Origin of the sequence: Crossiella sp. SN42 (assembly GCF_023897065.1) — a bacterium.
Taxonomy (GTDB): domain Bacteria; phylum Actinomycetota; class Actinomycetes; order Mycobacteriales; family Pseudonocardiaceae; genus Crossiella.
In genome coordinates, this window is sequence record NZ_JAMHIV010000001.1 from 262,030 (window position 1) to 275,811 (window position 13,782).

General features: G+C 72.3%; 14 protein-coding genes. 9 read left to right on the forward strand and 5 right to left on the reverse strand.

Going from position 1 to position 13,782, the window contains the following annotated elements:
- The first annotated feature begins 92 nt into the window (after window positions 1-92).
- Window positions 93-575, forward strand: coding sequence for a DinB family protein (locus tag M8C13_RS01080; RefSeq protein ID WP_252478499.1), 483 nt, complete (start codon window positions 93-95; stop codon window positions 573-575).
- Window positions 576-772: 197 nt separating this feature from the next.
- A complete protein-coding gene (locus M8C13_RS01085) occupies window positions 773-3,562 on the forward strand; it encodes an acyltransferase family protein (RefSeq protein ID WP_252478500.1) in 2,790 nt (929 codons plus the stop codon).
- Here the strand turns inward: M8C13_RS01085 and M8C13_RS01090 are convergent.
- Window positions 3,514-3,831 (reverse strand): hypothetical protein, encoded by a 318-nt coding sequence (locus M8C13_RS01090; protein ID WP_252478501.1) that lies wholly within the window; start codon window positions 3,829-3,831, stop codon window positions 3,514-3,516. The two genes, M8C13_RS01085 and M8C13_RS01090, sit on opposite strands and share 49 nt — an antisense overlap.
- Before the next feature lie 78 nt (window positions 3,832-3,909).
- On the opposite strand from M8C13_RS01090, the gene M8C13_RS01095 reads away from it, so the two are divergent.
- Together M8C13_RS01095 and M8C13_RS01100 are read left to right on the forward strand one after the other, a co-directional pair.
- Entirely contained in the window at window positions 3,910-4,710 is an 801-nt protein-coding gene (locus tag M8C13_RS01095; protein WP_252478502.1) for an MEDS domain-containing protein, read from the forward strand.
- On the forward strand, window positions 4,707-5,639 hold the full coding sequence (locus tag M8C13_RS01100; protein ID WP_252478503.1) for a sensor histidine kinase: 933 nt from the start codon (window positions 4,707-4,709) through the stop codon (window positions 5,637-5,639). The genes M8C13_RS01095 and M8C13_RS01100 overlap by 4 nt, the downstream gene beginning before the upstream one ends.
- A gap of 4 nt (window positions 5,640-5,643) precedes the next feature.
- On the opposite strand, the gene M8C13_RS01105 is transcribed toward M8C13_RS01100, so the two are convergent.
- Window positions 5,644-6,546: a LysR substrate-binding domain-containing protein gene (locus tag M8C13_RS01105; protein WP_252478504.1), complete on the reverse strand. Its 903-nt coding sequence runs from the start codon at window positions 6,544-6,546 to the stop codon at window positions 5,644-5,646.
- An 86-nt stretch (window positions 6,547-6,632) separates the two neighbouring features.
- Here M8C13_RS01105 and M8C13_RS01110 point away from each other — a divergent pair, with 86 nt between their 5' ends.
- Window positions 6,633-7,961, forward strand: a complete 1,329-nt coding sequence (locus M8C13_RS01110; RefSeq protein WP_252478505.1) for an aspartate aminotransferase family protein — start codon at window positions 6,633-6,635, stop codon at window positions 7,959-7,961.
- Window positions 7,962-7,979: 18 nt separating this feature from the next.
- Here the strand turns inward: M8C13_RS01110 and M8C13_RS01115 are convergent, their stop codons facing one another.
- Together M8C13_RS01115 and M8C13_RS01120 are read right to left on the reverse strand one after the other, a co-directional pair.
- A complete protein-coding gene (locus M8C13_RS01115; protein WP_252478506.1) occupies window positions 7,980-8,936 on the reverse strand; it encodes a cyclase family protein in 957 nt (318 codons plus the stop codon).
- A gap of 22 nt (window positions 8,937-8,958) precedes the next feature.
- Window positions 8,959-9,381, reverse strand: coding sequence for a hypothetical protein (locus tag M8C13_RS01120; RefSeq protein WP_252478507.1), 423 nt, complete (start codon window positions 9,379-9,381; stop codon window positions 8,959-8,961).
- Window positions 9,382-9,443: 62 nt separating this feature from the next.
- Between M8C13_RS01120 and M8C13_RS01125 the strand changes: the two genes are divergently transcribed.
- The gene (locus M8C13_RS01125; protein WP_252478508.1) at window positions 9,444-9,977 is read left to right on the forward strand and encodes a DUF6817 domain-containing protein; all 534 of its coding nucleotides are present in this window, start codon (window positions 9,444-9,446) and stop codon (window positions 9,975-9,977) included.
- 10 nt (window positions 9,978-9,987) lie between these two features.
- On the opposite strand, the gene M8C13_RS01130 is transcribed toward M8C13_RS01125, so the two are convergent.
- A complete protein-coding gene (locus M8C13_RS01130) occupies window positions 9,988-10,959 on the reverse strand; it encodes an SDR family oxidoreductase (protein ID WP_252478509.1) in 972 nt (323 codons plus the stop codon).
- Between the two features lie 134 nt (window positions 10,960-11,093).
- On the opposite strand from M8C13_RS01130, the gene M8C13_RS01135 reads away from it, so the two are divergent.
- Genes M8C13_RS01135 through M8C13_RS01145 form a run of 3 tightly spaced genes read left to right on the forward strand, consistent with a single transcriptional unit; the run spans window position 11,094 to window position 13,696 of the window.
- Window positions 11,094-11,864 carry a sulfite exporter TauE/SafE family protein gene (locus M8C13_RS01135; protein WP_256508389.1) on the forward strand — a complete coding sequence of 257 codons (771 nt, stop codon included), beginning with the start codon at window positions 11,094-11,096 and terminating at the stop codon, window positions 11,862-11,864.
- A gap of 36 nt (window positions 11,865-11,900) precedes the next feature.
- Complete coding sequence (locus M8C13_RS01140) at window positions 11,901-13,025, forward strand: mandelate racemase/muconate lactonizing enzyme family protein (RefSeq protein ID WP_252478510.1); 1,125 nt, start codon at window positions 11,901-11,903, stop codon at window positions 13,023-13,025.
- The gene (locus tag M8C13_RS01145) at window positions 13,022-13,696 is read left to right on the forward strand and encodes a FadR/GntR family transcriptional regulator (protein ID WP_252478511.1); all 675 of its coding nucleotides are present in this window, start codon (window positions 13,022-13,024) and stop codon (window positions 13,694-13,696) included. Before M8C13_RS01140 ends, M8C13_RS01145 begins: the two co-directional genes overlap by 4 nt.
- Window positions 13,697-13,782 lie beyond the last annotated feature (86 nt).

Below are 13,782 nucleotides of genomic sequence, written 5' to 3' on the forward strand. Positions count from 1 at the left end.
CCTCGGACGCCCGACGTCCCCACCCCGCTCCACCTCCCGGCTGGCTCACCCCTGTCCGCGTCACAACCACACCCAAAAAACGGAGAAAACCCATGAGCACCACCAGAATCACCACCGGCAACGAACGAGCGCTGATCGAGAACATGCTCGACCGCAACCGCGAAGCCCTGATCGAGACCGCCCGCGGCCTCTCCGAGACCGACGCCCGTCGCAAGCTCGTCGCCTCGCTGACCACACCGATCTCCCTGCTCAAGCACGCCGCGGCGGCCGAGCGGATCTGGTTCCAGCGGTTCTGGGCCGGGCTCGAGGAGGCCGAGTGCGACGGGTACGCCGCGCGGGACCTGGGCACCTTCGCGGTCACCGACGAGGAGACCCTGGATGACGTGATCGCTGAGTTCGAACGGGCAAGCCAGCGCTCGCGGGAGATCGCCGCCCGCTTCAGCCTCGACGACACCAAGGACATCCCGCGCGAGGGGACGATCAGCATGCGGTTCACCCTGCTGGCCATGATCGAGGAGTTCGCCCGGCACGCGGGGCACGGCGACATCCTGCGCGAACAGCTCACCCGGGCCTGACCGGCGGCGGGGCGGGCGTCCCCGCCCCGCTGCACCAGTCCTGCACCAGGCCACGCCCCGCCCGCACGTCCTTGACCTGGCTAGACATCCCGTTCCCAGCACCGGACTGGAAGGCTGGGCGCGCCGAGCTGCAAGCCCGCTGACAGCGTCGCTGGCTAGGTTGGCGGCCAGCCGCGCTCTCGTACCGGAGGTGTCCGTTGGATGGTCTTGCCGCGCCTCCGGCCGCGCGGGTCTCCCCGCACCAGGCCAGGCTGCCCTCGCTGACCGGGATGCGGTTCGTGGCCGCGTTGCTGGTCTTCGCCACGCACGGGATCTTCGTCAACCTGCTCGGCGACCAGGCGGTCAAGGACGGTTACCGGGCGGTGGCCATCAACATGGGCTCGGTGGGGGTGTCCTTCTTCTTCATCCTCAGCGGGTTCATCCTCACCTTCGTCGCGCCGCCGGGAGACACGCTGAAGCGGTTCTGGCGCAGGCGGTTCTTCAAGATCTACCCCAACCACGTGCTGATGTTCGGGGTGGTCGCGCTGCTGGCCGGGCTGCCCGCACTGTGGCTGTGGCTGCCCAACCTGTTGCTGCTGCACGGCTGGTGGCCCAACTACCAGCTGATGACCAGCGTGAACGCGGTCAGCTGGACGCTGAGCTGCGAACTGTTCTTCTACTTCAGCTTCCCGTTCCTGCTCACCTGGATCAACCGCATCCGGCCGGAGAACCTGGGCCGCTGGTTCTGGGGCACCGCCGCGGTCGGGCTGGCCATCCCGTTCCTGTCCCGCTTCGTGATCCCGACCGGGCCGCAGCCCATCGAGGGCACCGACATCGGCCTGTACGAGCTGTGGTTCTCCACCCACTTCCCGCCCACCAGGGCGCTGGAGTTCCTGATCGGCATGCTGTGCGCCCGGCGGCTGCTGCTCGGCCTGGCCCCGCGGATCGGCCTGGCCACCTCCACCGGGATCCTGGTGGCCTGCTACGTGGTGAGCCTGTGGCTGCCGCCAGTGTTCACCCAGGTGGCGATGTGGATCGTGCCGCTCGCGCTGCTGACCACCGCGCTGGCCAGGGCGGATGTGGAGGACACGTTCACCCCGCTGCGCAGCCGCCCGCTGGTCTTCCTCGGCGACACCACCTACGCCTTCTACCTCACCCACGGCATGGTGCTGGGCACGATCACCTACGGCCTGCAGCAGTTCGTCGGGCCAGGCAGCGTCGGCCTCGGCGTGATCGTGCTGGCGGTGTGCCTGGTGCTGGCGCTCGGGCTGGCCGCGCTGCTCTACGTGTGCTGGGAGCGGCCGATCATGCGCCGGTTCAGCCGGTCGAGGACGGAGGTGCGGCCTAAGCTGCACCCCGTGATCGGACGCTGTCTGCTGCTCGTGGTGTGCCTGCTCGCTGCCCTGGCCGGGTCGCCGGACGCGCGGGCGGCGGTGGCCAACGCCGAGGGCAAGGTCGTGGATCCGGTGCCGCTGCTGGAGTTCCGCACCGCGGGCCAGGCGGGCTGGTTCTGGACGCTGTCCCAGGCCGAGGGCAACGCCGCCGAGAGTCAGTACGGCATGGCGCGGCAGCACACCCGGCTCGGCTTCCTGCGGCGGCAGGCCTTTCCGGGCAGCCAGCCGCTGTACCGGCTGCGGGTGGCCGACCGCTCAGCCTACCTGCTGACCGCCTCGGCGAGTGAGCGGCAGAGCCTGCTCGACTCCGGCCGGTTCACCGAGGGCGGGGTGCTCGGCCACCTCGCGGCGAGCAAGCAGGCGGGCACCGAGCTGCTGTACCGGATGTCCAACGGCGCGGAGTGGCGGGTGGTGCCTGCGGCGAAGCAGGCCGAGTTCGCCGGGCGCGGTTACCGCACCGACGGGCCGCTGGGTTATGTCTGGCCCGCCTTCCACCGCACCGGCGCGGTCTACTTCGGCACCTTCGACGCCAAGGGCAACCAGTCCATGATGGCTGGGACGCAACGGGTCTACGGCCGGGCCAATGACTGGTGGGGCGGGCTGCGCGACTTCGCGGGCGCGGGGGTGCCGCGCAACGCCTGGCACTGGCCGCAGGAGGACTTCACCGACCGCGAACCGGCCATCGGCTTCTACGACGACGCCCAGCCGGAGACCCTGCGCAAGCAGATCACCCAGGCCGCGGGCGCGGGGCTGCGCTACTTCAGCTTCTACTGGTACTGGAACCCGGCCGACGGTGGCGCGGAGAACTACATCGAGGGCCTGAGCGCGTTCCTGAAAGCCAGTAACCGCACCGATATCGACTTCAACGTGCTGCCCTGCCTGCACCCCTGGAAGGACGGCCCGGTCTCCCTCGCGCTGCCGGCCGAGCAGATCACCAAGGCCGCCAACCTCATCGTCGACACGTACATGACCCAGCCGAACTACCTGCGTGCCAACGACGGCAGGCCGATCCTGAGCGTGTGCGACGCCCGCGGCATCGGCCGGGGCACCGTGGACGGCATGCACGTGGCGGACACCCGGCGGTTCACCGACGCGGTCCGGGCGCGGGCCAGGGAGCGGCTCGGCGAGGAGGTGCTGATCACCGTCAACGGCGGCGTCCCGGCGGGCACCGGCTTCGAGGGCAGCGACTGCCTCGGCCAGTTCGACAACTCACGCTCCTACCAGCGTTACGCCGACAACCAGCGCGCCTTCTTCCGCAACTTCCCCGGCACCCTGTTGCGCTGCGCCACCTCCGACTTCGACGAGCGCCCCCGGATCGCCATCTCCATCCCCGATCCAGGACCGGACCCGGAGCAGCTGCGGCAGCGGTTCCGCTGGTACCCCGACGCCGACCTGCCCGGCTTCGAGCGCCTGCTGGCCGCGGTGCGCACGGACATCGCCGAGTCCACCCGACCGTCCACAGTGGACAACTTCGTCTCGTTGTACGCCTGGAACGAGTGGCACGAGGGCGGCTACGTCGAGCCGAACAAGCGGGACGGCTGCGCCTACCTGGACGCGGTCCGCCGTCAGCTGGGGCTGACCACCGGCGCGGGCTGCGTGGCCAACCCGGTCTGAGTGCGGGCCGCGGTGAGCAGCATCCGCGCCTCCATCAGCTCGCCGTAGTCCAGGTGCCGGCACGCGGCTTCGGTGTAGGCCAGCACCCGCGGCGGCAGCTCCTCCCGTGCCCCGGCCAGCAGCGTCAGCGCCGCGGCCAGCGGCTGCCGGGCGAGCTGGGCCCGCGCCGCCGGATCGCCCTGCGCGCCGGTCCCGATCGCGGTCAACGCCTCGGCCACCGCCTGGTTCAGCACCTCGGTGTGGTCGCGGGCGCTCGTCGGCGAACTCATGGGTCCACCACCTCCACCCGGGAGGTTCCCCGGGGTGGCCTGGGCAAACCACCTTCCGCCGCAGGTTAGGCTGGCCCCGTGCGACAGTCGGGTGTGACCGAGCATGCCCGCGGCCTGGGGCCGCAGGACCATCTCTGCTGGGTCTATGACGACCGGGCGGAGTTCCGGCGGCGTGCGGGCGAGTTCCTGCTCGACGGGCTCTCCCTCGGTCAGCAGGTCTGGTACATCGCCGAGGACGATCCCGGCGACCCCGCCGAGTACCTGGGCGGGCACGCCGAGCTAGGCGACGCGCTGCGGCGGGGCGCGGCGCGGGTGGTGCCGCTGGCCGCGGTGTGCGAGCCGCGCGCCTACGACCAGGCCACCGACCGGGCGGTGGCCGAGGGCTACACCGGGCTGCGGGTGGCCGCCAACTGCACCCCGCTGGCCGCGAGCAGGGCGTTCACCAGCTACGAACGCCTGGTCGACCAGCACATGGTGGCCCGGCCGTTCTCCGCGATGTGCGCCTACCACCGCGCGGAGCTGGACGAGCAGGTCGCCGAGGAGATCGCCGCGCTGCACCCGCTGAGCAACACCGGCGGCGGCGGCTTCCGGCTGTACAGCTCCACCGAGCACGCGGTCACCCTGACCGGCGAGCTGGACCTGGCCAGCCGGGAGACCTTCGAGCGGGCCTGGCGGCACGCCGGTCCGCGGCCCAGCGACGGCAAGCTGGTGGTGGACGCGACCGGCCTGGACTTCCTGGACCACCACAGCCTGCTGCTGATGGCCGAGCACGCCGCCGCGCACGGGGCGAGCCTGGAGCTGCACACCCGGTGGCCGGGGGCCGCCTACCTGGTCCGGCTGCTGAACCTGCCGGACGTACGCGTGGAAGAGGCCGAGTGAACACCCAGACAGCCGGTGCGTTTGTGCACCCAGCCCTGTTCTACCGGGACGACGCCGAGTACCTGGCCGGACTGCTGCCCTTTGTCATCGGCGGTCTCGACGGCGGTCACCCGGTCGCCGTGGCGGTCCCGCCGTCCCGGCACGCGGTGCTGCACGCCGCGCTCGGCGCCGCGGCCGAGCGGGTGCACTGGGTCGACATGTCCGTGGCCGGGCGCAACCCCGGCCGGATCATCCCGACCGTGCTGCGCCAGTTCGCCGATACCCACGCCGACCGGCACCCGCACATCATCGGCGAGCCGATCTGGCCGGGCCGCACCGCCACCGAGTACCCGGCCTGCGTGCAGCACGAGGCGCTGATCAACCACGCCTTCGCCGGGCGCGAGGTCACCATCGTCTGCCCGTACGACACCGCCCGGCTGGACCCGGCCGTGGTCGCCGACGCGCACGCCACCCACCCGGAGATCTGGGACGGCGACCGGCGCGCGCACAGCGACCGCTACGACCCGGACGAGGTGGTGGCCCGCTACAACCAGCCGCTGCCCGCCGATACCGCCGCGGCCGAGATCGCGGTCAGCTCCCCCGCCGAGCTGCGCCCGGTTCGCCGCTGGACCGCGGCCCAGGCGCTGGAGTTCGGCCTGGACGGCGAGCGGGTGCCGCAGCTGGAGCTGATCGTCACCGAGCTGGTCACCAACAGCCTGCGGCACGCCGCGACCGACTGCCTGGTCCGGCTGTGGCGGGCCGAGGGACACCTGCACTGCGAGGTCCGCGACGGCGGGCAGCTCAGCGATCCGCTGGCCGGCCGCCGCCCGCGCCCGCCCGGCCAGCGCGGCGGCCGCGGCCTGCTGCTGGTGCACCAGCTCGCCGACCTGGTCCGCACGCACACCACCCCCGAAGGCACCAGCCAGTACGCCCTGCTGCGCCTGGCCTGAGGCTTCAGGACCGCAGCAACCCCGGAGGCACCGGCAGGCGGCGCACCGTCTCCAGCACCAGACTCACCGCCGCCCTCGGCCGGGCGCCGCGCCGCAGCGCCGCGGTGATGGTGCGGGTCACCGCCGGGGTCAGCTCGCGGGTGGCCACCCGGTAGCGGCGGTCCACGGCCAGCGCGGGCAGCAGGGTCACCGAGTGCCCGGCCTCCACGTGCTGGAGGGTCATCAGGTAGTTGCTGAACCGGCACACCACCCTCGGCTCGAACCCGGCCTGGCGGCACAGCCGGGTGGCCAGGCCGGCCATGTAGGAGCCGGGCACGTCGAAGGCCCACGGCTGCTCGGCGTAGGCGGCCAGGTCCGCCGGGCCCTGACCCGCCTGCTCCTGCGGCACCACCAGCACCACGGGGTCCACCGCCAGCGGCACCACGTCCACGTCCGGACCCAGCGCCACCTCCACGAAGCCCGGGGTGGTGATGATCAGGTCCGCGTCGCCCACCCGCAGCGCCGGGATGCTCTCGTGCGGTTCCAGCTCCAGCAGCTCGATCTCCAGCTGCGGGTGGGTGCGGGCCAGCTGGGTCACCGCGGGCACGGCCAGGCTGTGGATCGCGCTCTGGAACGCGCCCAGCCGGACCAGCCCGGCCGGTTCCTCGCCGAGGCTGCGCAGCTCCGCCTCCACGGTGTCCATGTGGTCCAGGATGGCCCGCGCCCGGCGGGCGAGCAGCTGCCCCGCCGGGGTCAGCCGGACCCGGCGGCCGGTGCGTTCCAGCAGCTGGGTGCGGGTCTCCGCCTCCAGCACGGACAGCTGCTGGGAGACGCTGGAGGCGCTCTGGCTGGCCGCCTCGGCGACCGCGCGCACGGTGCCCAGGGTGTCCAGCTGGCTCAGCAGCCGCAGCCGCCACGGGTTCAGCACGGTGCCATTGTTGTTCGGTTTTGCCGAACAGGACAGTCGGAATCGTGAGCTGGACCTGATGCTCGCGGCGGCCTTAGCTTCGAGTCATGGCTGCTCCGACCACCGGTTCCCCGGTCACCGAGTTCTGGGCCGATGTGGACCGCCACCTGGTCCGCTACGGCGGCACGTTCACCCGAGAGATCATCGCCAGCGCCGAGGGCAGCTTCCTGCGCACCGAGGACGGCCGCCGCATCCTGGACTTCACCTCAGGGCAGATGAGCGCGATCCTCGGCCACTCCCACCCCGACATCGTGGCCACCGTGCGCCGCCAGGTCGGCACGCTGGACCACCTGTTCAGCGGCATGCTCAGCCGCCCGGTGGTCGACCTGGCCCGGCGGCTGGCCGGCACGCTGCCGGAGCCGCTGGCGAAGGTGCAGCTGCTGACCACCGGCGCGGAGGTCAACGAGGCCGCGCTGCGGATGGCCAAGCTGGTCACCGGCAAGCACGAGGTCGTCTCCTTCGCCCGGTCCTGGCACGGCATGACCCAGGCCGCGGCCGGCGCGACCTACAGCGCGGGCCGCAAGGGCTACGGCCCGGCCGCGCCCGGCAACCTGGCCATCCCCGCGCCGAACACCTACCGCCCGGACTTCTGCACCCCCGACGGCGAGCTGGACTGGCGGCGGCAGCTGGACTTCGGCTTCGAGCTGGTCGACGCCCAGTCCACCGGCAGCCTGGCCGCCTGCCTGGTCGAGCCGATCCTGTCCTCCGGCGGCGTGCTCGAACCCCCGCCCGGCTACTTCGCCGCGCTGGCCCAGAAGTGCCGCGAGCGCGGCATGCTGCTGATCCTGGACGAGGCCCAGACCGGCCTGTGCCGCACCGGCACCTGGTACGCCTTCGAACGCGACGGCGTCGTCCCGGACATCCTCACCCTGTCCAAGACCCTGGGCGCCGGCCTCCCGCTGGCCGCGGTGATCACCAGCGCGGAGATCGAGGAGGCGGCCCACCGCCGCGACTACCTCTTCTTCACCACCCACGTCTCCGATCCGCTGGTCGCCGCGGTCGGCAACACCGTGCTCGACGTCCTGGAGCGGGACAACCTCGCCGAGCGCGCCCAGCGACTCGGCGAGCGGCTGCGCCAGGGCCTGACCCGGCTCGCGCAGCGGCACGAGGTGGTCGGCGACGTCCGCGGCCGCGGCCTGCTGGCCGGCCTGGAACTGGTGGTGAACCGGGAAACCAAGCAGGCCTCGGACGAGCTCGGCGCGGCGGTCACCCAGCGCTGCCTGGAACTGGGGCTGCACATGAACATCGTGCAGCTGCCGGGCATGGGCGGGGTGTTCCGGATCGCGCCACCGCTGACCGCGACCGAGGAGGAGCTCGACCTGGGCGTGGACCTGCTCGACCAGGCCATCGGCGACGTGGTGTCGGGCCGGGCCTGAGACGGGCGGGCACCGCGGTCAGAAGGTGGCGATCGGGTTGACCGGGCTGCCCGAGGTGCCGGCGAAGCGGACCGGCGCGACCGCGAGCTGGAAGTCCCACTGCCCCAGCTCCGCAGCCGTCCGCGCACACGCCTCCAGATCGCAGTTGTCCAGCAGCCACAACCCCATCGCGACCAGGCCCACCGCGTGCACCGGCATCAGCACGTCCGCATACCCCGACGGCTGCACGTCCTGCGGGGTGTCCGCGCCGATCAGCGCCACCTCCCGGTCACGCAGCCACGGCAGGCAGGACGCGTGCCAGCCCGCCTGGGTGACACCGCCCGTCGCACCAGCCTCGTGCCGGAGGCGGCCGTAGCCGGTCCGCAGGAGCACCGCGTCGCCGGGGCGCACCCGCACGCCCTGGCGACGCTCGGCCTCCTCCAGGTCCTCGGGGAACACGCCCTGTCCCGGTTCCAGCCACGGCACGTCGCGGACCTTGGCGATGTCCAGCAGGACTCCGCGCGTGATGATCCCGTCCGCCGCCGCGGTGACGGCCGCCCAGGCCGATCCCGTTGCGGCGTCGACCAAGGAGTGCGATCGCCCGTTGTACATCTGGCCGTCCCAGAAGAGGTGGCACGGCGAGTCGACGTGGGTGATGGTGTTGCCGTGGAACATGATGCCGAGCCGCTCGTTGGAGAAACCCCAGCGCCGGTCGTTGCGGAACCCGGGCAGGGGCATGTTCTCCGCACCCGGCATGTCGGCGGCGCACGGACACGAGGTCGTCGACCGCTCCATCTCCTCCGGCACGGCGACCTCCCACCCGCACGACACGCTCCGGCCGTGGCGCACGGCCCGCGCCGCCGCCAGCCGGACCTCGTCGGTGATGTGGTTCAGCGTGCCGAGCTCGTCGTCCTCGCCCCACCGTCCCCAGTTCGACAGCGTGCTGAAGTAGCCCAGCACCTGGTCCTGGGTGGGCATCGATCGCTCTGCGGTCATCCCCTTAGCTTTCCAGAGCGGATCAGTCCGCCTGCCCGGGATCGGCCTCGTGCCCCGGCTCCCGCGGTGTCCGGCGACGCTGCTTGAGCTTGGCTTCCCAGCTGTGGCGGCGGCCGCCGGTCAGCTCCCGCGCCCGCGCCACGTACTGCCGGAACACCTCGTAGTAGGTGTCGTCGTAGTCCTCGACCACCTGGAAGGTCCACCGCCCCGGCAACACGTTGCGCCCCAGCAGTTCTCGCTCCAGGTCCGCGGCCAGCTCCTCCTGGCCCAGCTTGCGCAGCTTCTCGATGCCCTCTTCCAGGGCGAAGTCGGCGGTGCCGGTGAGCTGGTGGAAGGTGTAGAGGGCGCCGCGAGCGCGTTCGACCGCCTCGAACGCCTCGCTGATCTTGCCAACGGCCTCGGCGGTGGCCTCGTCGCCGGCGGCGAGCTCTGACAGGTCGGTCATGCCCCATCAGGTACCCAGAGATCCACGACTCATCCCCGGGACGCGCGGCCTACAATCCGATCGTGAACGGTCACGCCGAGGTCGAGGCATGGTTGCGGCACAAGGGAACCGAGGCGATCCCGCATCCGGGCGGAACCCTGTACGCACACCTGTGCCGGGTGCGGGACCGCCTCGCCGAGCTGGGTCACGGCTCCCCCGTGCAGCTGGCCGGGCTGACCCACGCCGCCTACGGCACCGACGGCTTCGGCCTGGCCCTGCTCGACTGGCAGGACCGCGCCCCGCTGCGCGCCCTCATCGGCGACCCGGCCGAGGAGCTGGTCTACCGGTACGGCTCCTGCGACCGGGACCGCAGCTGGCCGCACCTGGCCGCCACCGGTGCGGTGACCGACCGCTTCACCGGCGGGGTGAGCACCCTCGACGGTGCGCGGCTGACCGAGTTCGTCGACCTCAGCATCGTCAACGAGCTGGACGTGCTCGAGCAGGACCCGGGTCTGCTGGCCAAGCACGGGGACTACTTCCGGGAGCTGTTCGCCGCCTGGGCGCCAGTCGCCTCCGCCCCGCTGCGACCCAGTCTGCGAGACCTCCTCGACCGCTGACGGCCGAGTACTACCGCCTGCCCCTGGCGATGGCCAGCGCGGCGCCGGTCAGCAGCAGCGCGCCGGTGGCGACCCGCCGCACGGCCGTGCGCCGCCCGCCGTGCCAGCCACCGTGCACCTCGCCGGTCCCCGGCGCGGGCTCGTGCAGGTTGCCGTGCGTCGGGTCCGCGCTCCGCTCCCGGGACAGGTGCGAGCGGTCCACTTGGAACGCCGTCAGCTTCTCGGTCAAGCCGGGCCAGAACTTCGACTGCACCATCAGGGCGCGGGCCACCGGGCCGACCACGACCTCCCGACGGGGCACCCGCACCAGGTTGACGATCGCCCTGGCGACCCGCTCCGGGGAGTACACCGGCGGCATGGCCAGCGCCTGGCGCCCGGTGTAGTTCGCCGCGTGCGCGAAGAAGGGGGTGTCGATCGTGCCGGGCAGCACGGTGCACACCCGCACGCCGTGCGCCTTGGCCAGTCGCAGTTCCTGGCGCAGGCTCACGCCCAGCGCGCGGACGGCGAACTTCGACATGCCGTAGGGCGCGGTGTAGGGCTGCGGCACGGCGCCGACCACCGAGGAGACGTTCACCAGCACACCGCGGCCCTGGTCCCGCAGGTACCGCAGCGCCGCGCGGGCCCCGTGCACGCTGCCCATCACGTTGACATCCAGCACCCGCCGGAAGTCATCCAGCGGGATCTCCTCGAACGGCGCGAACACCGACACCGCGGCGGCGTTGACCCACACATCGATCCGGCCGAACCGCTCCGCGGCCAGCCGGGCCAGGTTGTTCACCTGGTGGGCGTCGGCCACATCGGTCGGCACCGCCAGCGCCCGCCCACCCGCGGCCTCGCACTCCCGCACCACCTCCCGCAACGCCTCCGCCCGCCGCGCGGCCAGCACCACCGAGGCGCCCTTGCCCGCGAACTCCAGCGCGGCCGCCCGGCCGATGCCACTGGAGGCGCCGGTGACCACGACAACGGCATCCCGCACCCGCATGGTCGTCTCCCTCCCTCTCGCCTTGCTCCGGCGCAGGGGTACCCGGGCTGGGCAGCGCCAACCGACGGTCGCACCTGGACCCCACCAGAGATCGCTACAGTGCGACCGTGCGAGCGGCTACCCGGACCTGACCGTTGCCCTTCCTCGATCACCTCCTGCTGGCGCTGGCCGGCGTCGCGGCCGGGCTGGCTGGTTCGATGGCCGGGCTGGCCTCGCTGTTCAGCTACCCGGCGCTGCTGGCCTTCGGGCTGCCGCCGATCGCGGCCAACGTGACCAACACCGTCGCCATGTTCTCCACCACCATCGGCAGCGCGGCTGGCTCGCGGCTGGAACTGCGGGGGCAGGGCCGCCGGCTGCTCAGGCTCACCGGGCTGGCCGTGCTGGGCGGATCGGCCGGGGCCGCGTTGCTGCTGACCACCCCGGCGCAGACCTTCGAGCGGATCGTGCCCTGGCTGATCGCGCTGGGCTCGGTGCTGCTGCTGACCAGGGACCGGCTGCGGGAGATCGCCGATGAGCGGGCCCGGCGGCGCGGCGGCGGTCCTGGTTCGGCGGTGCCGCTGGCCGGGGCGATCGCGCTGGTCGCGGTCTACGGCGGGTACTTCGGCGCCGGGGCCGGTGTGCTGTCGCTGGCCGTGCTGTCGGCCTTCACCACCGAGCCGCTGCCGGTGACCAACGCGGTCAAGAACGTGCTCACCGGCGCGGCCAACCTCACCGCGGGGCTCGCCTTCGCCGTGCTGGCCCCGGTGCACTGGCCGGCCGCGGCCCTGCTCGCGCTCGGCGCGCTGGCCGGCAGCTGGATCGGACCGGCGCTGGTGCGGCGGCTGCCGGAGAAACCGCTGCGGATCGCGATCGCGCTGGCCGGTCTGGGCCTGGCCGCGCACCTGTGGTGGCGTACTTTCGACTAGTTGTATGACCACCAAGCCGGTTGTACGATCTCGCGCATGGCCATCGATCGCATCACGCAGGTCCGCCTGTCCTCTGTCCGGCTGCCGCTGAGCACGCCGATCAGCGACGCGAAGGTGTTCACCGGCCGGCAGAAGCCGATGACCGAGGTGGCCTTCCTGTTCGCCGAGATCGAGGCCGAGAGCGGTCACCGCGGCCTCGGCTTCAGCTACTCCAAGCGCGCGGGCGGCCCCGGCCAGTACGCGCACGCCCGCGAGGTGGCGCCGGAGCTGATCGGCGAGGATCCCAACGACATCGGGCGGCTGTGGGACAAGCTGGTGTGGGCCGGGGCCTCGGTGGGGCGCAGCGGCCTGTCCATCCAGGCGATCGCGGCGCTGGACATCGCGCTGTGGGACCTCAAAGCCACCCGCGCCGCGCTGCCGCTGGCCAAGCTGCTCGGCGCGCACCGGGACTCCGTCCGCTGCTACAACACCTCCGGCGGTTTCCTGCACACCCCGCTGGAGCAGGTGCTGGACAACGCCACCGCGGCGCGGGAACGCGGCATCGGCGGCATCAAGATCAAGGTCGGCCATCCGGACTCCACAGTGGACCTGCGGCGGGTGAGCGCGGTGCGCGAGCGGCTCGGCGACGGCTTCCCGCTGATGGTCGATGCCAACCAGCAGTGGGACCGGCCGACCGCGCAGCGGCTCGGGCGGGCGCTGGAGGCCTTCGACCTGACCTGGATCGAGGAGCCGCTGGACGCCTACGACCACGCCGGGCACGCCGCGCTCGCGGCCGCGCTGGACACCCCGATCGCCACCGGCGAGATGCTGGCCAGCGTGGCCGAGCACGCCGAGCTGATCAGGGCGGGCGGCGCGGACATCATCCAGCCGGACGCGCCGCGGATCGGCGGCATCACTCAGTTCCTGAAACTGGCCGCGCTCGCCGAGCACCACCGGCTGCAGCTGGCCCCGCACTTCGCCATGGAGATCCACCTGCACCTGGCCGCGGCCTACCCGCTGGAGCCCTGGCTGGAGCACTTCGACTGGCTGGAACCGCTGTTCAACGAGCGCCTGGAACTCGCCGACGGCCGGATGCTGGTGCCTGACCGGCCCGGCCTCGGCCTGACCCTGAGCGACCAGGTCGCGGCCTGGACCGTGGACAGCTGCGTGATCACCGGATGAGCCGCACCGAGGAGCTGGTGGAACGGCTCACCGCGCGGATCAGGGAGGGCGTGATCCGGGCGGGCGAGAAGCTGCCCACCGAGGGCAGCCTGGTGCAGGCCTACGGGGTCAGCCGCACCGTGGTCCGCGAGGCGCTGTCCCGGTTGCAGGCCGCCGGGCTGGTGGAGACCAGGCACGGCCGCGGCAGTTTTGTGCTGGCCCAGCCGAGCACCGCCCGGTTCGAGCCGCCCAAGGACGGTGAGCTGACCGTCGAGGGCGTGGTCGAGCTGATCGAGTTCCGCATCGGCTGGGAGACCGAGTCCGCGGCACTGGCCGCCCAGCGCCGCACCGAGGCGCAGCTGCACGACCTTGGCGCGGCCCTTGCCGAGTTCACCGCGGCCGCGGCCAACCCCAGCGCGGCGGTCAACGCCGACTTCCAGTTCCACCTGCGCATCGCCCTGGCCAGCGGAAACCGCTACTTCGCCGACCTGGCCACCGCCTCGGGGCCCGGCATGATCGTCATCCCGCACTACCGGCTCTTCCCCGACGAGCAGCGGTTCGGCCGGATCGTCAGCGAGCACGAGAACATCCACGCCGCCATCGCCCTCGGCGACCCTGAGGGCGCGCGGGCGGCGATGCGGGTGCACCTGTCGAACAGCCGCAGCCGCCTGCTCGACCCGCAGGGGTTTTGATATCAGCGAATTCGATAGGGGCTGCCGACGAAGGTACCCCTATTTTTCGCCGATCAGCTAGGCGATGACCGGTTCCAGCCATAGAC